Here is a 24,815-nt window from a genome sequence, read left to right as displayed (position 1 = left end):
CGGCACGGAGTTGACCTTAAGCGATAAGACCTGGTCAAAGCCTTGTCTAGCTAGGTAGCGCTCGTAAGTCTAGTTAGGTAGAGTAGCGGGCATGACCGGACCACGGATGACACCGCAGACGATCGCGGTGCTGCGCGTGCTGCTGGAGGACCCGGCGACACCGCGCTACGGCCTCGACATCGCCCGCCAAGCCGGGCTCAAGACCGGCACCCTGCACCCCATCCTCAACCGCCTCCAGCAGGCCGGACTGATCGAGAGCTTCTGGGAAGACCCCGCCGACCACGAAGACCAAGGCCGTCCCCGGCGCCGCTACTACCGCTTCGCCGGACACGGCGCCACCACCGCCTACCAGGCCGTCGCACGAGCGGACGCCATCACGACCGGCGCTCTCCCGACGCTGCGTCCCCAAGCCGGACACTGACGGGAGACATCACCGTGCCGAACAACCCGCGACGAAGAAGGCTCACCCGCGCCCTCGTCGCCATCGCCGTCGGCGCCGCCGTCAGTACCACAGGCACCTTCGCTATCAGGGCCATCTTCCCTGACCTCATCAGCGCCCCTTTCCTACTGGGATTGGGCATCAGCACCACAGCTACCGGCCTCGTCGCCACTCTGATCATTAGGTCGCTCGTGACCTTTATGGAAACGAGGTCTACGTTCGCCCAGGCAAGGCGTCCCTTGCGATCTTCTCGCGCTGTCACGAACGCCAGCCGGTTGCTTCCTGCCGATGTCAGGGACAAATACCAGGAAGAATGGGCCGCCTGGATGCTGGACCTGCGTACCGACGGAACACCCCAGATCCAACGGTGGATCCACTTGCTCTCCATCGTGCTGATCGCCGTACCGCGACTGGCCGTCACGCTCCGGATGGCCGCGCGCCAGGCGGTGGACCGATGAAGCGACCGTCGGCCAAGACCGTCAAGACCATCGGCGTGACGGGCGGCACCGGCGGCGCGGTAGCGGCCGCCCTCGCAGCGGGCTGGGTCGGCGCCGCCCTGCTGATCATCGCCATCGTCGTGCCGACCATCGCGATCTGCTGGATTCTTGCCGACGCCGACCGACCGCAACGACTCGCCCTGCTCGTCACCACCTGGCGCCACGGCACCACCACAACACCCCGACGGGCGACGGCCACTACAAACCCTCGGCGCGCGATCAGCGAACCACCCACCGCGGGCTGACCTCCGGCGCCCCCACGAACCACTCCACGTCCTTGACCAGCGCTAACACAGTGAGCCTTTTTCATCCTGGTCTGGATGTGTTGGTGCGCAAGGGATGTCGATCACATACCGGTCATGGTCGGCGTGTCGGTGCCCGGACATGGCGAAGCCCCTGGTAGCAGAACTCTCGACCAAGATCGTCCAGCTTGCCCAGGGGCTTCACGTGCTGTTTTACCGTGCCGCGCTGCCGTTGTCACATCGGACCCTGACCTTCGTCTCCGACGTGGTCCGCGCCCACCGCCGACGGTCGGGTTCGGTGTGGCGCAGGCTCGACCCGGGGCAGCAGGCCCTGTTGGTACTGGTGTACCTGGGCAAGGGCGAGACCTTCGCCGAGATCGGCGCCGGCTTCGGCGTCTCCACCACGACAGCCTGGCGCTACGTCAACGAGACCGTCGAACTGCTCGCCCAACGAGCCCCGAAACTGCGGCAGGCGCTGCGCAGGGCGAAACGTCAGGGCATGGCCTACGTGATCGTCGACGGCACGCTCATCCCGATCGACCGCGTCGCGGCCGACCGGCCCTTCTATTCCGGCAAACATCGGATGCACGGGGTGAACCTGCAGGTCATCGCCTCACCGGACGGCACGATCCTGTGGGTGTCCGGCCAACTGCCGGGCAGCACCCACGACACCGCCGCGGCCCGCATCTGGCAGATTCTCGCCGCGCTGCGCGAGGCCGGGCTGATCGCCCTGGGCGACAAGGGCTACCACGGCTACGACCAGACCGGCCGGCACGTGATCACCCCGTACAAGGGCCGCAACAAGCCGCAGTCGCAGAAGGATGCCAACAGTGCCCACGCCCGACTCCGCGGCCCGGGCGAGCGCGCCAACGCCCAACTCAAGACCTGGCGCGTCCTGCGCAAACTACGCAGCTGCCCCTACCGTGCCGGCCGCCTGGCCAAAGCCATCCACGTCCTACAGAACCACGAGACCACCGCAGGATGAAAAAGGCTCACTGATGTGCCCTGGATTTCGTGGAGTCGTCTCGGTGGACTTCATGCCACGATCTGGGCTGAGTGAATTGATGAAAGTCCACAAAGGATTGAAAGCAAGTAAACCGTGGAATATCCGGAAGTTCGACCTCATGCATGGTGGACGGGATATTCACGTCGCGTCGAAGGTGGGCTCTGACCCACCTGGGCAGTGGGCGGAAGTTGTTGCTATGCTTGACTTATGCGGCACCGTGGCGGTGTCCGGGATGGGCTAAAGCCCACATTTGGGGGTTTTCGGACACATCAATTGCCCCACGAAGCTTTCCTGAGTCTACCAGGAGGCGGCGTGGGGCTTTGTGTTTCCGCAGGTCGCTCCGGCTGGTGTGACGGACTGCCGCCTCTGCGGCGCGAGGCACGTCGTAGGGGTGCGGTCGGTGCCGGCAGTGCCCTACATCGCCTGACGCCTCGTCTCCGCTTCTGACGCTCCCCCGCACTGTCGGGTCGCTCGGCGGCGCGTGTTCCTTCCGTGTCGGATCGGACGGTGTCCGTCGATCGGATGACGTTGCCGGTGGCGAGGGAAAGCCTGTCCTGTGGTGATTGGCGGCGTGATGGCGCGCGGTGCGGGGTTCGCTTTCGGGCCCGGTGACGTGCGTGTCGGGTACGACGTGCCCTGGATTGGGCGGTGTCTGGTGGCTCGGCGGGCGTGCCGGGAGGGCTGGTCTGCGGGACATCCGGCTCGGGGTTCAGGTGCAGGACGAGTTGGTCGGCGCCGAACTGACGTGGTGCCGGCTTGGCGGTGCGTCCGCGCGGCCTTCTCGTTCGCGGTGGGCTGGTGCGCCGGTCGACGAGGGTGATGCCGGTGGTGTCGCAGCGGAAGGCGAGGTCGAGGTCGCGGAGGAGCCGGATGGTCTGCTCGGGTGTGGGGTCGGTGGCGATGCCCGCGGCGGTGAGGTGCTGCCCGATGCGGGTGAGCAGTCGGTCCTCGCGCAGGTAGAGGTTGCGTGGCGCGTTCTCGGGACGGGTGTGGGCGCTGTTGTGTCCGTGGCGGCAGCGGTAGGCGGGCCGATCGTGGACGCGGTGAGCGTCCAGACGTCGGCCACAATGTCCGCACCGGAGCCTGCCGGACAAGGCGTAGACATGCTTTCCGTTCTCGGTGTCGCGGTGCTCGGTGTCGACGGTCTGGGCGGTGAGGAAGTCGTGTTCGGACACCAGCGGTGTGTGGGCGATGCTGGTGGAGATGGCCCAGTCGTGGCGGTCGTTGCGGACGCTGGCGCGCCGGCCTGTCGCCGAGCGCTGGGCGCGGTCGGCGCTGGTGCGGTTCCACACCTGGCGCCCGGTGTAGCGGGGGTTGCGCAGGATCTCGGCGATAGTGCGCAGTGACCAGTCGCGAGCGGTGCGGTGCGGGTTGCGCTCCGGGTCGGCGCCGGAGGGCCCCGAGGTTGCTTGTTCGTTGAGGTGGCGGGCGATGCGGGCAGTGCTGTGCCCGGCCAGACGTAAACCGAAGATCAGTTTCACGATGGGTGCGGTGGCGGGGTCGGGTTCCAGACGCTGTTGCCGCACGCCGCGGCGCGCGAGGGCACGGTTGGGGTGGGCTCCGGCGTCGACGAGGCGGTAGCCGTATGGAGGTCGGCCACCGAGGTAGCGGCCCTGCTCGACCGTCTGCATGCGCATGGCGATCGTGACCCGGTGTCGGGAACGGACCACCTCGGCCTGAGAGCGGGCCGCGAGCACCGTGAGCAGCGCCTCGTGCAGAGGACTGCCGAACCGCACGAGCCCGCCCGCCTCCGGCAGCCACAGCTGCACACCGTGCCGTTCCAGCACCACGCGCAAGGCGTCGAGTTGAGCATTGTCGAAGAAGGCCCGTTCGTACTCGCCGACCACGATCGCGTCGACCCGGTTGGCGGGATCGGCAATGGCTCGGAGCAAGGCCGCGGCCTGGGGCGCTGGGGCCAGGGCACCTGGCGGGAGCAGGCGGTCTCGAAGTACTCGCCAACGATCGTGCCGTGCCCGGCGGTGAGCCTGCCGGCGACATCGAACTGCCACGCCCTGGAGGTGCGCGGATCCTGATGCTCGGCGGTCGAGGCCCGACCGTAGAACAGAAACGTCAACACCCCCGCCGGGGCGGCATCCAAGGCTGGAATGCCCGGTGGAACGGTGGCGGCGATCCACTCGGCCAGCGTCGCAGGCCGGAAAGGGGCGGACACGGTCATCAGCGGTCGGTCCTCGACGTCGGAGAGGTGATGTGCGCCGAGGTGACGCCTGCACCACCGCCGTGGTGACGGCGCCTCATGCCGGATTCACCCGCAGGGAGCAGCGTGCCGCGCCGAACAGCAGGAGTCGCCGTGTACCTTCCCCTCTCGAAGACGATCCGCGCCGTGACTCCGTGGGCGCCGAAACTCTGTCCATGCGACCTGACCTGCGGCGATGACTTTTCGAGCGGCACAGCCGCTGCCGTGTACGGCCTCACACTCGCCAGAGCACCATGGCGGTGACCGGGCTGATCGAAACCGGTTGCCGTAATCGGTCAGCGGCAGATTCGAAAGTCCTATAAGTAGCCGTTTCCGAGCTACGGGCGTTGGGCGAGTCGACGGCTGGTGATGCGGATCATGGACCAGCGGACCATGGCCTCGTGGTGGTGGGGTAGGCGTTCGTAGTCGCGGGCGCAGCGGCGGTGTCCGGTAATCCAGGCAAGGCTTCGCTCGACCACCCATCTCCTCGGCAGCACGGTGAAATACGGCACCTGCGGACGTTGGACGACCTCCACCATCAGGCCGAGGGTCTTGCGGGCCCAGTCGAGGAGCGAGCCGGTGTAGCCGCCGTCGGCCCACACCAGTGCGGCCCGTTTCCCGGCGGTGTCGCGCAGGCGGCGCAGCAGGCTGCGGGCGGCGACCCGGTCCTGCGTCGAGGCGGGCGTGACCAACACGGCCACCAGCAAACCCAGGGTGTCCACGACGATGTGCCGCTTGCGGCCTTGGACCTTCTTCCCACCGTCCCAACCCCGCGTGGCCCGGCTCACGGTCTCCGCTGCGCGCACCGACTGCGAGTCCATCACCGCCGCCGACGGCGCCGCCACCCGGCCCTCGGCCAGGCGGACCCGGTCACGCAACGCGTCGAGCAGCCGCTGCGACGCACCCGCCTTCTCCCACGCGGCGAAACGCTTATAGACCGTCTGCCACGGAGGGAAGTCCGCGGGCAGTGCCCGCCACTTGATGCCATTGTCGACCACGTACAGGATGGCGTCCACGATGACCCGTCGGCAGTGCTTCTCCCACCGCCCGCCCCGACCGGCCAGGCACGCCGGATCGGGCAACAGCGGATCCAGCTCGGCCCACTGGGCGTCGGTGACGTCGGTGGGATAACGACCCGTCCGTCGTCGGGTGGGCTGGTGGGACGCGGCCAGACGACAGCAGGGGGTACCCGCGGTGGAACCGCCCGCGGGGATCGGGCACGATAACAACGGAACTCCTGGTGGAACGGCGCATAGACACCGTCCGATCTACCAGGAGTTCCTTGTGTCCGCACCAAAGGCCCTCCACCAGCCCAAGCTCGGAAACAGCTACTAAGAGTTCGAGCAGGAGATGTTCAGGCGTCACCTGCTGTACGGTGCCAGTCCTTCGTTCCCGGCGACGACCAGGGAGTCGACGAGTACCTGCCACTTGGCTAGGTGGTCGAGTTCCTCCGCCGTGCTGCGAATCTCCTTGAGCCAGTCGTTCGATAGTTGCGACTGCTTGACGGTGACTCGGCCGTCTTGGACACACAGATCGGCCACCCAGCGCAAGCCGCGAGCGACCTGCACCTCCACCGGAAGCCTCCGCAGGATGCAGATGAGCCCGTCGACGCATTTGGCCTTCCGGCGGGCGGCGGGTAGCCAGCCGTCGATCAGTTCGACGAGGTCTTCAGCGCGGACCCAGTCGATGGGTGCACCGGTGACCTCGTTGTCCGGGCCTTGCGCCCATGGCAGCGGGTCCGGCAGAAGGGCATCGGCAGCCCAGTCGCCCCAGTGGCGGTCCTGGTAGGGGTTCAGGTCGTCGTTCAAGTAGTCGATGGCGCGGCGCAGCAACGATGGCCAGACCTTTCGGGCAGCCTCGGCCAGGCGTTCGTTCTCCGCGCCTGCTGCCGCGAGACCGTGGAGGAAGTTCATCATCAAGCCTGCGTCCACGCGAAGGACATCGAGGTGTTCGAGCACGGGCTCGACGTCGCCGTTCTTCGAAAAGCCGTGGAGCAGAGCCCGTGCGGCGACGAGGGTGTGTGTTCCTCGGTCGTCCGCCGTCCAGCCTTTCTCCTCGTGGGCGACCATGGCACGTCGCTCGGCGTCGAGGAGGGTGGCGAGCAGCGTGGCTGCGTCGTCGGCGCAGCAGTGGTCCGCAGCTGCGGCTGCGCCGAGGCCGCGAATGGCTGCGTCAAGCATGGCGATGTCGATGGAGTCTCCAGCCAGCCCTCGAAGGCGTTCGGCGATGTCGCCGACGATTTCGACGTTCGACCGCTGCTGGCCGTCCTGGTCCCACGGCCCGATTTCTGCGCTACGAGCGGTCTCGACCAACCAGTTCAACGCGATCCGGTGAATGCAAGGGTCGCCGTGGCAGGGCGCCGTCCAGACGACGTCGCATCCGCGTGCCAAGTGTAGCCGCGTCTCCAGGGGTGCCTTGCCTGCCACCGCAAGGCCAGCCTCGACAACCTCACCGGTCGAGCTTCCTGCAGTCTCCAGGGGTGCGGTCATCGCAGGTGTGATGAACGCGGGCAGGGCTTGGGCCACGGCTCGGTCTGCGCCCAGGTCGAAGTACTGGCCCTCGTGGTGCTGGTCCTCGGCATCCTGGAACGACTGTGAGACTGGTAGTCGCCACCAGGCGGCCTGACTCCTGTTTACGACTGACCCCGCGGTTCGGGTGTCCTTGCTGTTGATCTGTCGTCCGCCTGGTGGTGCACCACCCAGTGGTGCCGGCCGGACGGGCAGTGACCTCATAGGAGCCTGATCGCAGCAGGTCCCGTCACAGTCCCGTCCACCCGACCGGCCGGCGTCACGAACCCCGTGTCCCCGGTCCCGGAGGTGGAGCCCGCGATGCCCAGTGTGAAGCGCGATCCGAGGTTGCGTCGAGTCGTCGTCGGCGTCGACACCCACAAGCACGTCCACGTCGCCGTCGCCCTGGACGACATCGGCGGACGCCTCGACACCCGCTCCTTCACCGCCGACCAGGACGGCTACCGACAGCTGCTGGACTGGGCCGCCGGGTTCGGTGCGAAGCGGCTCGTGTTCGGCATCGAGGGCACCGGCTCCTACGGCGCCGGCCTGACCTCCGCCGTGCGCCGCCGCGGCCTGGGCGCGGTCGAGGTGCTGCGCACCGACCGCCGCGACCGCAGGCTGCGCGGCAAGAGCGACACCATCGACGCCGAGAACGCCGCCCGCGCCGTGCTCAACGACACCGCCACCGCCGTGCCCAAGACCAACGACGGCACAGTCGAGATGCTGCGCCAGATCAAGGTCGCCAAGGACGTCGCGGTCAAAGCCCGCACCTCCGCCATGATCACCCTCAAAGCCGTGCTCGTCACCGCCGACCCCGAACTGCGCGAGCAACTGCAACCCCTGACCAAGATGGCGCTGATCCACCGCTGCGCCGGCCTGCGCCCCGGCACGGTCGACAGCGTCACCGCCGCGACCAAACACACCCTGCGCGCCATCGCCCGCCGGTGGCAACACCTCGACGAGGAGATCAAGACCCACGAGACACTGTTGGGCGAGCTCACCGAACGGCTTGTGCCGCAACTGGTCGACGCGTTCGGCATCGGCGCCGACACCGCCTCCGAGATGCTCATCGTCGCCGGCGACAACATCGACCGCGTCCGCTCCGAGCCCGCCTGGGCACGGCTGTGCGGTGTCGCCCCGATCCCGGCATCCTCCGGCATGACCAACCGACACCGCCTCAACCGCGGCGGACACCGCCAGGCCAACGCAGCCCTCTACCGCGCCGTCATCGTCCGCATGCGCTTCCACCAACCCACCATCGCCTACGTCGCCCGACGAACCACCGAGGGCAAGACCAAGGCCGAGATCATCCGCTGCCTCAAACGCCTACTGGCCAGGGAAATCTGGGCACTGATACGACCCCTGCGCACCCTCGCCACCAGCACCGCACAGGCCGCTTGACAACTATAGGAGCGTCAATGCAATTTCGAGAACGAACTCGGTCGCGAACTTCGCCTCGTCGCCCAACGCATCCATGTCGCCGGCCGCAGCGCGTTCGACGGCTGCGCGGACGACGTGGGCCACCGCGTCCGCAGCCCTAGGGGGCATCACGTCTTCATCGGACTCGAGCAACGAACGGCCGACAGTCAGGTCCGCGGCGATCTCCTCCGAGGAGGGAGGTGCGTAGTCGGCGTCGTACTTGGCCGAACCCCAGTACCGGTTCTGCAGCCGCATGGTGGTCTGCACGACCTGCTGATACGCCGCGTGCGTCTCTTGCGCGGCCCGGACCTCAGGCGGTGGAACGACTTCGATGTAGTGGTCGTCGCCGTGCTGCGTGAGCCGGTACTGATCGGAGTTCAGGCTTGCCGCCCAGTTCTTCGTAACCTCTTGGCCGATGCCGAGCCGGTTGCCCTTCTCGACGAGCTGTTCGGCGACCTTCTTCAACGCCTCGGCACGCGCCTGTCCACCGTGGATCATCAGCCGCATGGCCACCTCATGTGGTGGCCACCGGCGACGTTCCAGGTTCACGAGGCCTTCCGTTGTTGCACGCAGCCCGAAGTACTCATTCGGCAGGCGGCCGGACTCCAGTTCCCAGACTGCCGGTTCGGCGAGGAACGCGTCGAGTTCGGTGTCGATGTTCTCCATGTGGCGTACCAGCAGACCGAACAGCATCCCCGGGACCGCCAGATTCTCGCATCCGGCCAGAAGCAGCTCGACGACCTTCTTCGGCGACACCCCTCTGCTCAACCACTCGTCAGCGAGGCGTTCCATCGCCTGCAGCGCGCTCATCGCCGAGTTCGGGCCGACCGATGTGCCTCGATACCAACTCCACACGTGGCTGTCGCCCATGTACAAGCGAGCGGTGCCGTCGAGGTTCAGGACGGCGCCGCGGTCCTGCCTGTCTTCGTTCGTGTCGTCGGTCTCGGCGTCGGATCCTTCACCCAGCTCGGCGGCCGACCCAGCGGAGACGTCGAACAGGCTGCGCCGCGACAACGTTTCAACCCGCGCCCACGCACCGCTGTTCAAAATGTTGTTTAGCACCCGCGCCGACGTCCGCAACGGTGCGGTCTGGAAAAGTTGCCAGAATCCGCCGAAGTAGTACTGAGAGTACGGTGGCCCAACGCTGGTCCAGCGGCCTTGATGCCCCCGGACGCCCTCATGGCGGTGCCAGCTGTGCTCGTCGTCGACGTAGTAAGCCTCCATCAACACCGCCAACAGCTCTGGGCTCTTCTGCGCCAAGGCCCGGGCACTCAACGGCGAGTCGGCAGCCGGTGCCAGGAACGCCGCCGCGTCGTCGGCGATGGCCCGCAGGCAGGCTTCGACGGCGTCGTCGATGTCAGGGCCGAGCAACGCCAAGGTTTCGACGAACTCTTCCTTGGTGAGGTGGTAGTCCAGCTGACGTCGGCGGCGACGCCGCCCGGACATCAAGCTGGGCAGATTACCACCGCTGGTGTCGCGCCGCGGGAACGACTCCCGGTAGACAAGAAGGCGGCTTCGCAGCCTGATGCGCAGCTCGTTTCCCGCCGGTACGTCCGCCAAGGACAGGGCCTGCAACCACTCCGCGAGCAGTTCGAACGACTCCTCCGACACGCCCCACGGCTCTTCTTGATCGAGGAGAATCCGCACGAGGGGGGTCGAGACGACAGGGTCGACCAGCACATTGACCTTGTGCCTCTGCCGAACCACCCGAACCACATCACCGAGCACCAGGCCAACGGACTGATCCCTGAACGCCGCCTCCAGGCACTCGTACGCGAACGGCGTCTCCAGAACCGCCTCAACGGGGACATCAGCCCACCGAGACCCGTGTGCTGCCGCAAACGACGTGAACTGCGAGAGCAGCAGGACGAACACGCGGACAGGTCGAGCGCCTGGGGCTTTCAGCAGGCCCTTGCACGCCAGCGTGGCGGCTGACAGCGCCCACCGAGGCACACCGGCTGCTCCCAGCACCTCGGTCGGGATTTGGCCACGGACCAGAAGGATGGCGGTCGCATATCGCCGCACTTCGTCGTGCGCGAACTCCGGCCTGTCCTGATACGGGCTCGCGGGCGCAAGCAGATGGTCCCGACGCAACGCATCGACCGCTGCAGCATCCACGCCGGCACGAGGTCGTCGGTCCTCGGGCAGTTGCATCGTCGATGCGGCCACCGCGAGCAACGTCTGTTCGCGAGCCTCCGCCGAGCCCACTCCCGGGCGCCCATCCCCCCGGACAACCTTGCTCCACACCAGCAGCAGACACTCCCACTCACCCAGCGAACTGTCAGGCTCCAACCCCGTCCGTGCCAGCAGATCCAACACAACAGGCCGTCGCAACAGCGAGTTCGCAGGCAGATCACGCAGGACCGCACGCAGAAGCGGGATGCGGTCCGAGACCGCTGAGACATCCTCGTCTCCCAGCGGCGTCATCGTGAATGACGAAATGGATTTCCCGAAGCCCCGCTCCAGTTGCTCCCGCACGAAGCTGGATGCCACGTCGGAGGCGATCGCGACGACCCCGACCCCTGCAGCAACTGCGGCCAGCACAAGGTCGCTCAACAGAGCAGAGGACCGCTCCAGTGCGGCATCAGCGGCGTCGACAACCAGGACCCGGCTCGGTGCCGAAAGTTCGGCAAGCACGTCCTCCATCGACATGCCGAGCGCGGCGCGAAGCTCCAAACTCAACTGCGGCAGGCCGCGGAAGTTCACCACGACAGCCTCGAAGCCCGCAGGGTCCGCGGCTTCAAGTTCTGCGATGGTCGACAGCGTCAACGCGCTCTTGCCCGTGCCGGACTCACCGGATATCAGCAGAGCCGACCCCGGAGTACCTGCTGCGCGCAGAGCACCACGGAGCTCTTCACGACGGCCGGCGAACGCGATTTCGACCGGTCCACCTGACGACTCATCACCGATGGCAGTCCGCACACTGGCAACGGCCAGCTTTCGATGTTCAACGACGACGGTCCATGCGTGCCGACTTCGTGTCGCGGCCGAGTCCAGAACGACGTGAAGGTCGCGGCGTAGGAGACTGAGGTCCACCACTGCGCCTGTCAGGTCGTAGCGGGTCGCCTCGACTTCAAGCCGGTCCCGGATCTTGGCCCCGTCAACCTGCGCCGAGGCCACGCCGTCCAACGATGTCGCCACCGCAGTGCGGTCACTCACATCCGGGCTCTGAACCGCGAACCCCAGGATGTGCAGCCGTCCAAGTAGCCGCCACGCCAGCCGCAGAACTTCCTCGGGCGAGGTGCCGTCTTCGACAGCTTGCTCAACCATCTTCAGAAACTGGCTAAACCTCTTACGCACCGGTTTGGACCAGCGGCCGTCTACATCCATGGCTGCTTGGAACGATCCAGGGTCCGCATGAGCTCGCGCAATATCGCACACCGTCGCGAGCTGCTCCCACTGATTGGACCAACCGGCGGTCGCGACCGCCACCTGCAGGGAATCGGTGTCGAACTTCTCGACCTCGGCGAGCAGCGACCCGACCAGCTTCACCGTCTCGTCATCGCTCTGGACGAAGTCAGGCGTTGCTCGACAGGCCACGGCGAGTGTTACCTCGGTTGCCTCGTCACCGCACTCGACAAGAAGGTCGTCGACCGGGTGCGCTGGACCGGTCTGAAACGACACCCTTCGCACCGGAAGCTCAGATGCCTCGGCCCGCCGATCCCCGGTCAGCATGCTGGCCAGGTAGACTGTCGCGACACGATGCGCGAACGAAACCCCTCCACCGCCGGTCGCGTAGGTGCTCGAACCCCGCTCAGTCGCACCGGCTGCCTTCGCGCCGGACTTGGCGCCCGAGTGTTGGGGAGCAGCCGCCGTCGCAGGCGTCCTATTACCCTCGGAGCCAACGACATCGTCTGGCGCAACGGGCTCGTTCATGTACTCCTCAGCTGGCATCGCGCTCTCGAAGGATGACTGAGTGTAGCGGCGTGCTCCGAACGGTGCAGCCCTAGTTATCGCACCTCATACACGTTGTTGACGCATACCGGTCGAACGCTTCAACCGCACCTGCTCGATGAATAGGCCTATAACCAATCCTACCGCTCCGAAACCGAACGCCGAGCGGCGCTACCGCGGTGGCTACACACCTACAATCGCCACCGCAGCCACACCGCACTCCAAGGCCAACCATCAGCCAGCCGCGTCCCCAACCTCATAGGCCACTACATCTAGCCTCGCGACCCGCGAGCCGCAACCCCCGGCCGGGGCTTCGGCGGTCAAGTGTCGACGGGCCACTTCACCGCGAGACCGACGGCGGGCATAGCCGAGTCGCTCGCCGAATGCCGACCACGGTGACCAGCCGCTGTCGTCCCCGCTGCGTCGTGATCCGTGCGGGGCGCAGGGTTCCCCGGCGTGGTCAGCGTCGGGCGATGACCCAGTTGAACAGAGCGGCTGCCGCGGCGGTGGCACCGCAGCCGCCGAGGACAGCCTCGGCAGGGTGGTAGCCCGCGAAGGCGACGAGCACGCCGGTGCCGATGCCGCTGAGCGCCGCGAGCGTAAGAATCAGCGCGGCGCGCAGTCCGAGCAGTGGGGTCGGCTCGGAGGGGTCGGGCTGGTTGGTGTCGGGAGCGGGCATCGGGACCTTCCAGCCGTCGCGTTCCATGATCCATACGCACACCGTGCGTATGGTAGAGTGAGGTACATGGAAGACGATTTCGGCGACCTCGTCAAGCGGGGGCGAGGAGCGCTGGGGTGGACCCAGCGGGATCTCGCACGACGAATGGGCGTGGGTCAACAGGCCGTCAGCGCCTGGGAGCGCGGTTTGGCGCGCCCGGAGGATGCCGTCATCGCTCGCCTCGCCGAGGAACTTCCCGTCGATTTCGCCCCGATGCGGGGCACGGCAGGTTCGCACGAGAAGGCGATCGGCCCGGTCGGAGTACGGTCGCCGATCAAACCGCTGCTCATCAAGCTGCCGCTGCACGAACTGCCGCCCGACGTCTTCGAGCAGTTCAGTGCAGATCTGACCGCCGCTCTCCATCCTGATTCGGAGGTGCACCGCTACGGCGGTCAAGGCCACACCCAGCACGGGATCGACGTCATCGTTCGGCATCCGGACGGCACGACGACCGGAGTCCAGTGCAAACGTGAACAGAAGTTCGGACCCGTCAAGATCGCCGAAGCCGTCGGGAAGCTGACACTCGAAGTCGACCGTTGCCGGATCTTCCTGACCCGTGTCGCCAGTCCGCAGGCTCGACAGGAGATCGGCAAGTACTCCTCATGGGAGCTGTGGGACGTCGATGACCTGTCCGCGGCGGTGCGGTCCCTACCGGACCGGGATGCGGCCGTTCGGCTGGTGGATACCTACTTTCCCGGGTGGCGCGAGGCGTTCCTGGGAGTGGCGTCCGCCGGTTCGTGGTTGACGGCCGAGGAGTTCTTCCGGCCCTACGCCCGGGACCGCATCTACTCGCACGTCTGGCAACTCGTCGGCCGGGACGACGCGCTGGCCGACCTGTTGAGCTGGGCGGGTAACCGCGATCGGCGCGAGACGATCGCGTTGCTCGTCGGCCGGGGAGGGATCGGCAAGACCCGCCTGCTGCGTGCCCTGGCCGACGAACTCGTTGAGCAGGGAAGGAACAGCGTCCGCTTCCTGGCCATGAACGCCGCCGTCGACATGCGTGATTTCGAGCAGCTCCCGCCCGACGACGGCTTGGTCGTCGTAGTCGACGACGTCCATGACCGGACCGACATGGCCACAATCGTCGCCGGTGTGCGCCGGTTTCGGCCGCGAGCCAAGGTGCTGTTGTCGTTGCGGCCCTACGGCCGGACGTCCCTGCTCGCCGACCTCCGACAGGTCGGCGTGCATCCGTCAGAGATCCCAACATGGGAGCTCAACGACCTCACCATCCCGGAGGCCGAAGCGCTGGCGCGCTGCATTCTGGGCGCCGATACCGAGTCTTGGGTGGCGAGGCGGTTGGCGGAGGCTGCTCCGGACTGCCCGCTGCTGGTCGTCGTCGGCGCCAACCTGATCGCCAAGGGAATGCTCGATCCAGGGCGCCTGGAAGCCGACGAGGGTGTCCGAGAGGAGATTCTGAGCGCGTTCCGCGACGTCGTGGTCGACACGCCGGGCGGCGTCGATGCGGAACTGCGGCGGGAGGTGTTGCACGCGATCGCCGCGCTACAGCCGTTCAGGCTCGACCAGCCCGACTTCCAGCAGGCTGCCTCGACGCTGACCGGCAGGCCGTTCGACCACGTCATGCGACACGTACGGGCATTGCAGGAGGCGGGAGTGCTGATCCGTCGCGGCGAATCCGTACGGATCGTGCCCGATCTACTGGGGGATGTGGTGCTAGCCGAGGCAGCGGTGGACGGTCCCTCCGGTCTCTCCACCGGCTACCTGGAGCGGGTGTGCCAGGCCACCGCGGACGCGCCGCTGCTTCATGCCATGGTCAACGCCAGCCGTGTGGACTGGCAGACCCGGAACCGGGGCGGCAGCCGCAGTCCGGCGGTCGAGGTTCTGTGGAACGCCCTCCTTGCCGCGTTCGAAGCAGGCACGGAGCACCATCGGCACCGCATCCTCGAAATGGTGCGCCAGGTCGCGGCCTTCCAACCGGCCCATGCGATGGTCATGGTTCGCACCGCACTCGGGCGTCCGGCGGGCGATGGTCGCGTCGACTGGGTGCCGGCCGCCACGATCGACGGCGGTCTGATTCGGGAGCTTCCCGGCATCCTGCACCGCATCGCCTTGCACTTCGACCACTTGCAGGAGGCGGTCGACCTGCTGTGGTGGTTGGCGCGCTGGGACACCAGGCCGCCACACCAGCACCCGGAGCATCCCATGCGCGTGCTGACCGACTTGGCCGAGTACACCGCCAACAAGCCCACTGCCTTCCAGGACCGGATGATCACGGCGGTGCAACGCTGGCTCCGCGAGGACGACATCGCCGAGCACCCGTACTCACCGTTCGCGGTCCTGGAACCGATGCTGGCCACCGAGGCCGAGGAACGCCACACCGATGGGCTCACCCTGATCCTGCGCCCCCTCGCGGTCGTCGCCGACGTGGTCCGCCCGATCCGGGACCGTGTCGTCGACGTGGCCTTCACCGAAGCACGTGCGGACGACGTGCGACGCGCCGTGTGCGGCGTGCAAGCCCTGGAAGCCGCAATCCGCTACCCGATCGGGATGTTCGGTCGCCCGGTCGACGACATCGAACGCTCCAACTGGATGCCGGTGTTCGTCGACGTCATCGAGCGCATGGCCGAACTGGTCACTGGTCCAGGTGTGGAACCGGTAGTTGCGGTCGCCGTCCGCAAAGCCGTGGCAGCGCACGCCCACTACGCCGAAGCAGGGACCAATCCGGCGGCACAGGCAGTGATCGCGGCCCTGCCCGACGACGTCGAATACCGGTTGGCCCACGTCCTGCACGACGGGTGGGGGCCATCTCTGCCGGACATGGACGACTACTACGAACACAGCCGACGCCAGCGAGATTACTTCACCAGCCTGGCTGCGGACATGTGCAACCGGTGGCCACCCGACGATGTTGTCGAGCAGATCCTTCAGCGGTTGGTCGCGGATCACTACGCCCACCGCGACAGCGTGGCGACACCTGCCCCGTTCGTATGGACGTTGGCGCGTAACCACCCCGAGGTCGGTGTCGAACTCGTGAAACGGGTCGCCTCGGACTCCGCCGCTGCCACCATCGGCGCTTCCGACCCGTCGGTCGTGCTGCGCGAACTCGTCGCGGTTGTTCTCGGCGCATTGACCGAGTCATTGCCCGACGAGGCGATGAACCTGGCACGAGCGCTCCTCGACACCCCCGATCTCCACAACGCCCGTGCCGTCGCGCACGCCTTCAGTTGGGGACGAGGGAACCGTGCCACCCTGCTCGACGGCGAAGCGGAACTACTCCGCACCCTCGCCGTCCACGGCGATCCCGACGTACGCAGGCTCGCCGTGTCCGCTACGCGGATGCTCGGAGAACAAAACCGGGACCTGGCCAGGCAACTCGTGACCGGCGTCCGGTTCTCCGACTCGAAGGCACTCGCCGGCGAGGTCGCGGCCGTGCTCGCCACACCCGGCCCCCTGTCGTGGAGGGAACTGACCAGCCCCGACAGAGCCGATCTGTTCGAGCAGTTGCACGATTGCCCGTCCCTGGACGAGCACCACATCACCACGCTGCTGACCGAGATGTCGGCCGAGCACTCTGAACAGGTGCTGGAGCTGCTCCTCCGCCGCGTCGAAACCTACGAACGCAGCGACCACACCTCGCGCTACGAACCCTTGCCGTTCCGGTGGCACAAGCCGCTTCGCTTCACCGACAGCACGCATTTCGAACAGCACCTGCGTCACGTCCTGGCCTGGATCGCCGAGCACCCCAAATCCTGGATCCGCGAACGCATGGGCTCTCAAATCTTCGCCGCAGTCTCCGGAGGTTTTCACGACCAAGTCCTGAAGATCCTGTCCGACGCACTCCGATCCGGCAGCCGGGCGCACGTGCTGGCCGCGGGCGTCGCGCTGAACGAGGCGCCACGCGACTTCGCTTGGACCAGGACCGCGTTCGTGATTGAAGCCTTGACGATCGCCGAGCGATACGACGAGGATTGCGTCAAAGCCATCGGTGGTGCGCTCCACTCGGCCACGGTCCGCGGCATGCGCGTCGGCACACCAGGCGAACCGTTCCAAGAGGACGTCGAACAGCGCGACAAGGCAACGCAGGTCGCCGCACGTCTGCCCCTCGGCTCCATCGAACACCGGTTCTTTACGTCGCTCGCCTCGGCCGCCGAGTCCCAGATCAGATGGCAGCTCGACCGGGATGAGCGGTTGAACGACAGGCGTACTTGGTAAAGGATCAAGCATGCAGGTGGGCGACGACCCCGAGCTGGGACTGGACCGCCATGTCCTTCCCGTTCGAGACCAGGGTGGCCCCGGTGGTACCCGCCGCAAGCCCAACACCGACACCCTGGCGACCATGTCCCGGCACAACTTCGCGGAACTGTGCGACACCGTCCGCTCCCCGGCCGTGCGGCTGGAACGGGCGTGCGACACGCTCCTGGACCACCGGTGGATGCCGTTGCACGCGATGGTGACGAACACGACGATCCCGTACGCCCAGGCCCAGGACCCGGCGACCAGACAACACCGGCTGCTGAAACTGGCGGTCCTGACCACGTTGGCCGCCGCCGGCACGGTGGTCCACCACTTCCGCTGGAGACGGTGACTGGCTCTCGCCACAAACTCCCTGCGAGTCAACGCATTTGGCTGACTGCCGGCAAGGATGCGGAGGTCCCGGTCGTGGCGGGCCTGGTCGGCAACTCGAGTGGAAACGGCCGCTCGGGTGTTGCCGGTTCAGGCCCGTCCGGCCGAGATCAAGTGCTCATGTCTTCCGCACCTCCAGAACCAGCGGCCGGCCGTCGTCGACCGCGACCAGCGCATCGAAGTCACCCGAGAGCGGATACTTCGCCGAGCCGAAGATCGGGACTTCGTACTCGATCTCGGACGCGAAACTGCCCGTCACGTGCAGCAACCCGCTCGACTCCTCAAATGCCATGCTGGCGTTCACCAAGGGATCGCCGCTGAACGTCCAGGAAGCTCACCCTCCGCCACCCAGGTGCACTTCCGGGCAGCGTGCCGGGAAGGGCAGGCGGACCGCTTTCGCACAGTCGTCGAAAACACTTCTCACCAGGGGTCGGACATCATCGAGGGAAACGTCGGGGGCGATCTTCCGAACAGTCTTGACCGGATCGGGCAGGCCGGTGATCGGAGACACAGACGCTTTGCCGTCCCACCAGGACACCTCAGCCGAGTATCCGACCACGCGGGTCTTGGTCTTCTGCCCCCATGTCTCTTCGTAATTGATCGACATCACCGCGTTGCCACGGACGTTGAACCTGTCCTCACGCCAAGCACTCTGGAGGCCGTCCACCGGATCACCGTGCACGGACCAGGTGACGGACTCACCCGGCACCACCGCTTCGCTCTGAGGGCAATTGGCCGGTGCCGCGACCATCGCCTTCGCGCAGTCCGTGATTGCGTTGCGCACCGCAGTTCTGACGGCGTCATCCGTAGCGCCGGCCGGCCTCTCCCCGGCATCCTCCGTGAACCTGTCGTCCGGGTCTGGAAGGCAGGACAGAACGATCAACGCAATGGCAGCGAGCAAGGCAGCGAGCAACACCTTGGGTGACACGGTCACCCTGTGTACCGACTCCGACGGATCGCTTGCCTCGACGCCCGGGACATCCTCCAGGGGTGGGGCCGGGCGGTCGTCCGCCGCGCCTCCCTTCAGGGGGATCACCACGTGGAACTTGATGAGTTCCCTGATGTGGAAGACGATAGACGTCTTGACGATCTTCAGGTAGCCGGTGTTGCCTATAGATGAATCCCCGGACGCCGTAGCGTGCCCGGTGTTCGACACCGTGTGATTCTCAGATTTCATCTCCACCTACAGTCGAGCCCCGCACGTGCTGGCCCTCATTGTCGACCAGAGCGCCGGGTCGGGAAGTCAGTCAGCCCGGAACCCGGAGTTCGCCTCGCCACCCGTCGCCTCCGCCCTGCCGGTGTCGCGGACGCGCACGGAACCGGTTCGGCGCACCTTTCCCGACAGGCCCGTGTTCGCCTGCCCGTTCCCCTTGGATACCGCGTCGCCGGTTCTCGACACGTCGATCGAGTCGGCTGATCGAGTTCCTCGCAGCGCAGTCCACACAGCCACCCCTACCGCAGTCACGGAAGCCAGCGCCGATGCCACAACAGCGATCTTGTTCGCTTCATCCCACGTCACCACGGTTATCCAGACACCAAGCACGGCCACCGCGACAAGAGTGACAATCAGTACCATCCTGCCCTTGGTCATCGGGAGAGCATCCCGCACCGCAGGAAGCTTCGTAACCGAGGGTGTCACGATTCGAACGGTCGGCCGAATGACGGGCTCGCGCACATACAGCCGAATGGAGGTGTTCCTGGTCCGAGCAGTCGAATCAAGCCGCACAAGCGCAAAAATGCGGACTTGATCCGGATCGTCTCGAAAGATCCACGGCTATCGCCGACGGAGAGGCGGTAAAGCGCCTCGCGAATGACTTCTGATCAAGAACGAGGCCGCTCTCGACCTTCGTGCCTGGGACTGTACAAACGTCGGCTCTGGCGCACTTCGGTGGTAACGGTGAGTAGCCTTCGTGGTCGTGATCTCGCGGTGGAAATCGATCCCCTTGCCGGGCAAGGTGCTTTCGGGCTGCCGACGCCTTCGTCATCGCAGCCTGGGCAGCGGACGCACCGCCACAACCCAGGTGCGGACCGCTCGACCACCGCCCTCCGCCACGCACCCAACGACGGAACCGACAGTCCGGAAACACCGTCCCCACAAGGGGATCGGCATCCATCACAAGATCATGACCCGAACGGCTACTCATCGTCACCACCGAAAGTGCGTCAGAGCCGCTTGTTTGACAGACCCCCGTTCCCCGATCGCGGGTGACGACGCGCCGCCGGGGCAACTCGACTGCGGTGCCGGAGAACGCACCGATCCGCCACCACAGCGACGAAGGCATCGGCGCCCAGTGGCTCCATGACGCAGGCATCGGTGTAGCGGGAGTTGCGCAGGATCTCGGCGATGGTGAGCAGTGACCAGTCGGGAGTGGTGCGGTGCGGGTTGCGGTCCGGATCGGCGCCGGAGGGCCAAGGCTGCCTGTTCGTTGAGGTGGCGGGCGATGCGGGTGGTGCTGACCGGCCGCTGTGATCGGGGAGGTGGTCGACGTGACCGCTCCCGTCCCGCTGGCGACCATCGCCGACGTCCAAACCCGCACCGAGGTACAGCTGACCGCCGAACAGCAGGCCCGCGCGGCGGTGCTGATCGGCGACGCCTCGGCGATCATCCGCGCCCGCGTCCCCGACCTGCCGCATCCGCCGCCCTCGACCACGCCCGGCGTGATCGCCACCGCGGTGCTGCGCGCGCTGGCCTCGCCGCCGGACGGCAACAAGTCCGAGACCACCGGCAGCCACTCGTGGGTGACCGCGCACGAGGGCGGCGGGCTGTACCTGACCGAAGACGAACTCGACCTCCTGCGCCCCCGCCGCCCGTACCGCGCGGCGCGTTCTCCATCCGCACCGACTGAACGGAGGCCGCCGTGCAGCTTCCCCACCGCTTCCTCGTCGTCACCCCCACCCCGGTCACCAACGCCTACGACAACCCCACGCCCGACCTCGACTACGGCTCCGACGCCGCCCGCCGGGTGATGTGGGGTCACCTGCAACCGCTCGGGTCGACCGAGCCGACCGAACCCGGCCGCCGCCCCGCGGTCACCCGGTGGCGGCTGTTCACCAACGAGCCCGTCACCGACCGCGACCGCATTGAGTGGCAAGGGCAGGTGCTCCACGTCGACGGCGAACCAGACCGGTTCGAACCCCGCTTCGGCCTCGCTCACCCCACCACCGGACAGGCCGACCCACGCCGGTACGCCGAGATGGTCGCCGAAGACCGCGAGCTGCGACTGCGCGGCTACGAGGTCTACCGCTTCGGCGGCACCGAACTCACCGACACCCCCACCAACCGTCAACGGCTGACGACCCTCTTCGACCGCCTCGCCGAGCGCTACTCCACTTGATCTCCCGGCGCCTACGCCCGCCCAGACCCCGTACCCGAGAGGCTTCCCTGCTCCATCCTCAGTCGCGGTGTTCGCGTCACGTGAAAGGGGTGTAGCCGAGCCATTCGATACGGGCCAGGCTGGCCGGTTTCCGGGCGTCGTCGCCCGCCTTGGGATGTCGCAGGCGCAGCGGTGTCGCGGGCGGGTTGTTGAGGTACTCGGCGAACGGGCAGCCCGCCGGGTGTGGGCAGTCGTCGACGATGTGGTTGCAGAACTTGCACAGCCATCCGCGGACGAACCCGGTGAAGTGGTCATGGTCGACGACCTCACCTCGGCGACCGCAGGTCTGGCAGCGATCCCCGAAAGCCTCGATCAGCGCGGCCCGGACCCGTCCCAGTCCATTGCGGGTGGTCCGCAACGGCGGCCAGTGGTAGTGACGGTGACAGCGCATCCGGTAGGGCACCAGATCAGGCTCGGTCACCGTGTCGGTCAGGCGAATCGTCCACCGCACCGTCAACACACGCTCCCGGACCAACCGGCTGCCGCATCCTCGCGGCCGAGGACCTCTCGGTTCGGAGACGACCAACCCGTCCTGATCGATCCACCACCCGTACCTCTTGGTGTGGCGCAGCAGTCCGGGGGCGTCAGCACGCCGCCGTGCCTGAGCACACATGTACTCGTCACCGACACACAGATGATGCAGCCCGTCATCACCGAGCACCGCTACCGATACGGGATCGGGCTCCGCACTGACGGTCACCTGACCCAGGCACCACCTGGGATCCGCCCGGCGCACCAGATCGGCCACACCCTCGCGGTCCAACTCCATCGCATAACGCCACAGCAGCGCGCGCCGTCGGTGCTCAGGCAGGTCGGCCAACTCCACGACACCTGGTGTACCCGATTCGACGCTTGGCGGGAGCGCGGTATCGACGTCTGCGGCGATCCGTACAGCTGGTACTGCGTCTACTGACCGAGGTCGCGGTGGTCGCGCCCTCCAGGCCGCCACCGCGACCGGCACGCGCCGGACACCGCGGTCAGTTCTGGTCGACGACGCCGTCGCTGGCGCAGTAGCCCTTGTTGACCTTCTCCGGCTTGTGCCACAGGGGTGAGAGGCCGTGCTGGCCGACGGTGTCGACGAACGTCGACTGCCACCGGGTGTCGAGGAAGAGCTGGATCTTGTCGGCCAGGTCCGCACAGACCGCGGGATGGTCCTCGCGGATGGCCACGCCGTACTCCTCGCGGCCGTCCGATAGCTTCTCCGGCTCCTCGAGGTCGGTCACCGGGGTCTGGTTCGGGTCGTCGGCGTAGGTGATGGTGGTGCCGCTGCGGAACGCCTTGATGATGCTCCAGTCCGAGGCGATGAACTTCATGTCGGTGCCGGGATCGAAGAACGCGTCGTAGCAGGGCTTCAGCTCGTCGTAGTTCATGGTCTTGAGGCTGGCGTTCTTCCGCGTGGCCAGCATGTTCGACACGCTCGCCAGACGGTCCTGTCCGGTGGTGGTCCCCACGGCACAACCGCGTGGTTCGTCGCCGGGCAGAACGGGGCCTTTGTCGCCGTTGCCGAAGCTCATCGACCGGTCGACGTAGTAGGGCCCGGCCATGTCGATGAACGGCAGCCGTCCCGGCGTGATGGAGAACGCCGAGATGACGATGTCGACGTCCGACTTGGCGGGACCCGACCACTGGTTGAGCCGCTGCGCCTGGGTGAGGCGCACGAACCTGATCCGGGGGATCTCGTACTGCTGGGCCAGGAACTTCGCGAGCTCGACGTCGAACCCCTTGGCCGTGGCGACGTCGTCGACGTCCTCGCCCCACCCAGGCAGGTCGCCGTTGATGCCGACCACGAGCTCGTCGTCGGCGAAGTAGGTGTCCGGGTCGTCGTCGGACAACGGCCACGACATGGTCAGCGCGACGAGCGTGATGGTGACGGCCACCGAGACGCCGCGCCAGACCCACGTCGCCCGCGGTGACAGCACCCACGGCGACTTCTGCCCCGCGGACTGGATCCGGAACGTGACGATCGCGATCGCGATTCCCAGCATCGCCAGCACGGTCCCCACCACCGCGCCCAGCACTTCGACGTCGTCCTCGGTGAGCAGCACGACCGCCAGGAACACCGTCACAGCCGTCGTCGGCGCCAGCCACACGGCTTCCCGCAGGAGCACCCGCAACCAAGGTAACGAGACGTCAGGGCGCGCACTCGAAGACATGGAGAACCACCTGGTGGTCGACGACAAGGCCATGCGTGGACGACGGGTCCGTCGTGCCGGTTCACAGCAAGATCGTGAGGATGACCGGCGGTGTTACGCAGCCGGCGCGAACAACAATGCCAGACCGCAGACCTGCGGTGACGCGTGCCGACCGAGCTTCCGCACCCCCGCGGGCGCGTTGCGGCGTCTGCTGCGCCTGCCGCTTCCCGGGCTGACGGTTCCGCGACCATCTGCGAGCCCGCTGCGGACCGGTCGTCAAGGTTCGGCGGGGCGGTCGGGCGGTGGCGGCAGGGGTTCAAGCGATCTCCACGTGAGTTCGGGCAGTGGACCGCTGGCGATGTCGAGGTCTGCGCCTGCTCCCCGAACGCCGACATCGCGAACCTGCCCCGCAGCGGCGGCAGCACGCCCGCGCGGTCGTCGCTGATCACGAAGTGGTCCTCGTCAGCCTCGGCCAGGGCGAACGCGCACCGGTCGGCGCCCAGGTGCTCCCGCAGCAGCCCGGTGGCGGCCACCACGACCTGCTCGGCGTCGTCCACCCCCGCAACCGCTGCTCCAGCGCCTCCAGGAAGCGGTTGCGCTGCTCGGCGATCCGACGCCGGGTCACATCGGCCAACATGCCGCGCACCCGCAGGGGCACGCCGGTGTCATCGTGCAGCACCTCGGCGCGGTCGGCGGGGTGGATCAACTCGGCCAGGGTGTCCAGGTCGTCGGACCAGCGCTCCGGCGGGTACCCCAGCAGCGTCTCGGCGTACCTGGAGACGAACGTGAACCGCCGCTCCCCCGCGTCGACCTCCCACGCCACCACGCCCATGCCGTCGACAAGGCCGGTCAGGTTGGCACCCTGCGGCGCGGTCACCGCCTCGCCCCCGGTCGCGGCACCCACGTGGATCCGGCCCCTTTCACGCTTGCTGCCAGGTGACCGGCACACACGCGCACGACCGCGCCGAGCCAGGACCTGGCAGTGGACCACCGGACGTGACCATGACGCCTCGTCACACCCGGTGATGGTATACCGCTCTGATCACCACTGACGGCAGCGCCCGCCACGCGAACCCGCACCAATCGCTACACGCAGACCTCGACTACCGGCCGACTCCCGCGACGGCGAGGACGCGTTCCCGTGTCGCCACAGGAGTCGGCTGAACCTGCGCAATCGGGAACACGGGCATCACGTGCGGATGAGGCCGGAGACGTTGTTTGGCGGGCCGGTGGGCGGGGTAAGGCAGCGGCGTGAACAACGACCTTGAGCAGCCAGGGTCGCCCCTGGGGGATCTACCGACCTTGCCCGACCCGAACGAAGTTCGCTCCTCGGTTCACCACGCCGTGACCAGGTTACGCACCCAGTTGGCGACTATCCGAAACGAACTACCGACACAGACAGACGACCCGATCTGATCACCATAGGAGCGGGTGATCACCGACTGAACGGCAGGACTCCACCCGCAGGTCGGCGCCGACGACGACAGCCCCGAGATACCGCAGGACCGCAAGACACCCGACGTTGATCCGGTCAAAGCCGGCCAGCAGGCCGTCTTCGTCGGCTGCGGCGGCCAGGTCCTCGGTCAGGACGCTCCCCAGGCCCACCGGGCCGGGTCCAGGTGAGTCGAAGAACCGGTCACGGGTGACTAACACCAAGCCGTCGAGCAGGTACAAGTCGTCCCACGGCAGAGGTTCGTACAGGATGCCGGGCATCACTGCGTTTCACCCGACCGTGTGATCGCGCTCGGTCGGCCGAGCGGACCAGCGGTTCGTAGATGATGATGTCTCTGCGGGCGTCGCCTGTCCGGT

Annotated in this window: 21 protein-coding genes; 8 read left to right on the top strand and 13 right to left on the bottom strand. The window is 67.1% G+C overall.

Annotation, left to right across the window (positions count from 1 at the left end; genetic code table 11):
- Positions 1 to 91 precede the first annotated feature (91 nt).
- From ACQPYE_RS17920 to ACQPYE_RS17905, 4 genes are all read left to right on the top strand, one after another.
- Complete coding sequence (locus ACQPYE_RS17920) at positions 92 to 421, top strand: PadR family transcriptional regulator (RefSeq protein WP_498722482.1); 330 nt, start codon at positions 92 to 94, stop codon at positions 419 to 421.
- Positions 422 to 435: 14 nt separating this feature from the next.
- On the top strand, positions 436 to 897 hold the full coding sequence (locus ACQPYE_RS17915) for a hypothetical protein (RefSeq protein WP_498722481.1): 462 nt from the start codon (positions 436 to 438) through the stop codon (positions 895 to 897).
- A complete protein-coding gene (locus ACQPYE_RS17910) occupies positions 894 to 1,181 on the top strand; it encodes a hypothetical protein (RefSeq protein ID WP_498722480.1) in 288 nt (95 codons plus the stop codon). Before ACQPYE_RS17915 ends, ACQPYE_RS17910 begins: the two co-directional genes overlap by 4 nt.
- A 202-nt stretch (positions 1,182 to 1,383) precedes the next feature.
- Positions 1,384 to 2,163: a transposase family protein gene (locus tag ACQPYE_RS17905; protein WP_498722939.1), complete on the top strand. Its 780-nt coding sequence runs from the start codon at positions 1,384 to 1,386 to the stop codon at positions 2,161 to 2,163.
- Positions 2,164 to 2,453: 290 nt separating this feature from the next.
- Here ACQPYE_RS17905 and ACQPYE_RS17900 read toward each other — a convergent pair whose 3' ends face one another.
- From ACQPYE_RS17900 to ACQPYE_RS17890, 3 genes are all read right to left on the bottom strand, one after another.
- Positions 2,454 to 4,076 (bottom strand): recombinase family protein, encoded by a 1,623-nt coding sequence (locus tag ACQPYE_RS17900; protein ID WP_498722479.1) that lies wholly within the window; start codon positions 4,074 to 4,076, stop codon positions 2,454 to 2,456.
- Positions 4,077 to 4,716: 640 nt separating this feature from the next.
- Positions 4,717 to 5,607, bottom strand: a complete 891-nt coding sequence (locus ACQPYE_RS17895; RefSeq protein ID WP_498713008.1) for an IS5 family transposase — start codon at positions 5,605 to 5,607, stop codon at positions 4,717 to 4,719.
- Between the two features lie 132 nt (positions 5,608 to 5,739).
- The gene (locus ACQPYE_RS17890) at positions 5,740 to 6,867 is read right to left on the bottom strand and encodes a hypothetical protein (RefSeq protein ID WP_498722477.1); all 1,128 of its coding nucleotides are present in this window, start codon (positions 6,865 to 6,867) and stop codon (positions 5,740 to 5,742) included.
- Positions 6,868 to 7,206: 339 nt separating this feature from the next.
- Here ACQPYE_RS17890 and ACQPYE_RS17885 point away from each other — a divergent pair, with 339 nt between their 5' ends.
- Positions 7,207 to 8,289 (top strand): IS110 family RNA-guided transposase, encoded by a 1,083-nt coding sequence (locus ACQPYE_RS17885; RefSeq protein ID WP_498722437.1) that lies wholly within the window; start codon positions 7,207 to 7,209, stop codon positions 8,287 to 8,289.
- Positions 8,290 to 8,292: 3 nt separating this feature from the next.
- Here ACQPYE_RS17885 and ACQPYE_RS17880 read toward each other — a convergent pair whose 3' ends face one another.
- Positions 8,293 to 12,183: a hypothetical protein gene (locus tag ACQPYE_RS17880; RefSeq protein ID WP_498722475.1), complete on the bottom strand. Its 3,891-nt coding sequence runs from the start codon at positions 12,181 to 12,183 to the stop codon at positions 8,293 to 8,295.
- Positions 12,184 to 12,661: 478 nt separating this feature from the next.
- The gene (locus tag ACQPYE_RS17875) at positions 12,662 to 12,907 is read right to left on the bottom strand and encodes a hypothetical protein (RefSeq protein WP_498722473.1); all 246 of its coding nucleotides are present in this window, start codon (positions 12,905 to 12,907) and stop codon (positions 12,662 to 12,664) included.
- Between the two features lie 39 nt (positions 12,908 to 12,946).
- On the opposite strand from ACQPYE_RS17875, the gene ACQPYE_RS17870 reads away from it, so the two are divergent.
- On the top strand, positions 12,947 to 17,089 hold the full coding sequence (locus tag ACQPYE_RS17870) for a helix-turn-helix domain-containing protein (RefSeq protein ID WP_498722471.1): 4,143 nt from the start codon (positions 12,947 to 12,949) through the stop codon (positions 17,087 to 17,089).
- A 10-nt stretch (positions 17,090 to 17,099) separates the two neighbouring features.
- Complete coding sequence (locus ACQPYE_RS17865; protein ID WP_498722470.1) at positions 17,100 to 17,462, top strand: hypothetical protein; 363 nt, start codon at positions 17,100 to 17,102, stop codon at positions 17,460 to 17,462.
- 156 nt (positions 17,463 to 17,618) lie between these two features.
- Here the strand turns inward: ACQPYE_RS17865 and ACQPYE_RS17860 are convergent, their stop codons facing one another.
- The 4 genes from ACQPYE_RS17860 to ACQPYE_RS17845 form a co-directional block, all read right to left on the bottom strand.
- The gene (locus ACQPYE_RS17860; protein ID WP_498722469.1) at positions 17,619 to 17,804 is read right to left on the bottom strand and encodes a hypothetical protein; all 186 of its coding nucleotides are present in this window, start codon (positions 17,802 to 17,804) and stop codon (positions 17,619 to 17,621) included.
- Between the two features lie 30 nt (positions 17,805 to 17,834).
- Positions 17,835 to 18,656 carry a hypothetical protein gene (locus ACQPYE_RS17855; RefSeq protein WP_498722467.1) on the bottom strand — a complete coding sequence of 274 codons (822 nt, stop codon included), beginning with the start codon at positions 18,654 to 18,656 and terminating at the stop codon, positions 17,835 to 17,837.
- Positions 18,657 to 18,743: 87 nt separating this feature from the next.
- Entirely contained in the window at positions 18,744 to 19,091 is a 348-nt protein-coding gene (locus ACQPYE_RS17850; protein WP_498722466.1) for a hypothetical protein, read from the bottom strand.
- Positions 19,092 to 19,663: 572 nt separating this feature from the next.
- Positions 19,664 to 20,134 (bottom strand): hypothetical protein, encoded by a 471-nt coding sequence (locus ACQPYE_RS17845; RefSeq protein WP_498722464.1) that lies wholly within the window; start codon positions 20,132 to 20,134, stop codon positions 19,664 to 19,666.
- Between the two features lie 224 nt (positions 20,135 to 20,358).
- On the opposite strand from ACQPYE_RS17845, the gene ACQPYE_RS17840 reads away from it, so the two are divergent.
- Complete coding sequence (locus ACQPYE_RS17840) at positions 20,359 to 20,835, top strand: hypothetical protein (protein ID WP_498722462.1); 477 nt, start codon at positions 20,359 to 20,361, stop codon at positions 20,833 to 20,835.
- Positions 20,836 to 20,911: 76 nt separating this feature from the next.
- On the opposite strand, the gene ACQPYE_RS17835 is transcribed toward ACQPYE_RS17840, so the two are convergent.
- From ACQPYE_RS17835 to ACQPYE_RS17820, 4 genes are all read right to left on the bottom strand, one after another.
- Positions 20,912 to 21,700, bottom strand: coding sequence for an endonuclease domain-containing protein (locus tag ACQPYE_RS17835; RefSeq protein ID WP_498722460.1), 789 nt, complete (start codon positions 21,698 to 21,700; stop codon positions 20,912 to 20,914).
- Positions 21,701 to 21,851: 151 nt separating this feature from the next.
- Positions 21,852 to 22,982: a substrate-binding periplasmic protein gene (locus ACQPYE_RS17830; protein ID WP_498722458.1), complete on the bottom strand. Its 1,131-nt coding sequence runs from the start codon at positions 22,980 to 22,982 to the stop codon at positions 21,852 to 21,854.
- Between the two features lie 469 nt (positions 22,983 to 23,451).
- The gene (locus tag ACQPYE_RS17825; RefSeq protein ID WP_498722456.1) at positions 23,452 to 23,910 is read right to left on the bottom strand and encodes a PAS domain-containing protein; all 459 of its coding nucleotides are present in this window, start codon (positions 23,908 to 23,910) and stop codon (positions 23,452 to 23,454) included.
- Positions 23,911 to 24,422: 512 nt separating this feature from the next.
- Complete coding sequence (locus ACQPYE_RS17820; protein WP_498722455.1) at positions 24,423 to 24,719, bottom strand: hypothetical protein; 297 nt, start codon at positions 24,717 to 24,719, stop codon at positions 24,423 to 24,425.
- Positions 24,720 to 24,815: the final 96 nt, after the last annotated feature.

Origin of the sequence: Actinosynnema sp. CA-299493 (assembly GCF_050946825.1) — a bacterium.
Taxonomy (GTDB): domain Bacteria; phylum Actinomycetota; class Actinomycetes; order Mycobacteriales; family Pseudonocardiaceae; genus Actinosynnema.
This window is presented reverse-complemented; position numbering and strand designations above follow the sequence as displayed.

What these genes read in the sequence shown, in the direction of transcription:
- ACQPYE_RS17920 (WP_498722482.1), top strand. Translation starts at nt 92, where the DNA reads ATGACCGGACCACGGATGACACCGCAGACGATCGCGGTGCTGCGCGTG.
- ACQPYE_RS17910 (WP_498722480.1), top strand. Translation starts at nt 894, where the DNA reads ATGAAGCGACCGTCGGCCAAGACCGTCAAGACCATCGGCGTGACGGGC.
- ACQPYE_RS17890 (WP_498722477.1), bottom strand. Translation starts at nt 6,867, where the DNA reads ATGACCGCACCCCTGGAGACTGCAGGAAGCTCGACCGGTGAGGTTGTC.
- ACQPYE_RS17885 (WP_498722437.1), top strand. Translation starts at nt 7,207, where the DNA reads ATGCCCAGTGTGAAGCGCGATCCGAGGTTGCGTCGAGTCGTCGTCGGC.
- ACQPYE_RS17880 (WP_498722475.1), bottom strand. Translation starts at nt 12,183, where the DNA reads ATGAACGAGCCCGTTGCGCCAGACGATGTCGTTGGCTCCGAGGGTAAT.
- ACQPYE_RS17875 (WP_498722473.1), bottom strand. Translation starts at nt 12,907, where the DNA reads ATGGAACGCGACGGCTGGAAGGTCCCGATGCCCGCTCCCGACACCAAC.
- ACQPYE_RS17870 (WP_498722471.1), top strand. Translation starts at nt 12,947, where the DNA reads ATGGAAGACGATTTCGGCGACCTCGTCAAGCGGGGGCGAGGAGCGCTG.
- ACQPYE_RS17865 (WP_498722470.1), top strand. Translation starts at nt 17,100, where the DNA reads ATGCAGGTGGGCGACGACCCCGAGCTGGGACTGGACCGCCATGTCCTT.
- ACQPYE_RS17850 (WP_498722466.1), bottom strand. Translation starts at nt 19,091, where the DNA reads ATGACCAAGGGCAGGATGGTACTGATTGTCACTCTTGTCGCGGTGGCC.
- ACQPYE_RS17845 (WP_498722464.1), bottom strand. Translation starts at nt 20,134, where the DNA reads ATGCGGCAGGTCGGGGACGCGGGCGCGGATGATCGCCGAGGCGTCGCC.
- ACQPYE_RS17820 (WP_498722455.1), bottom strand. Translation starts at nt 24,719, where the DNA reads ATGCCCGGCATCCTGTACGAACCTCTGCCGTGGGACGACTTGTACCTG.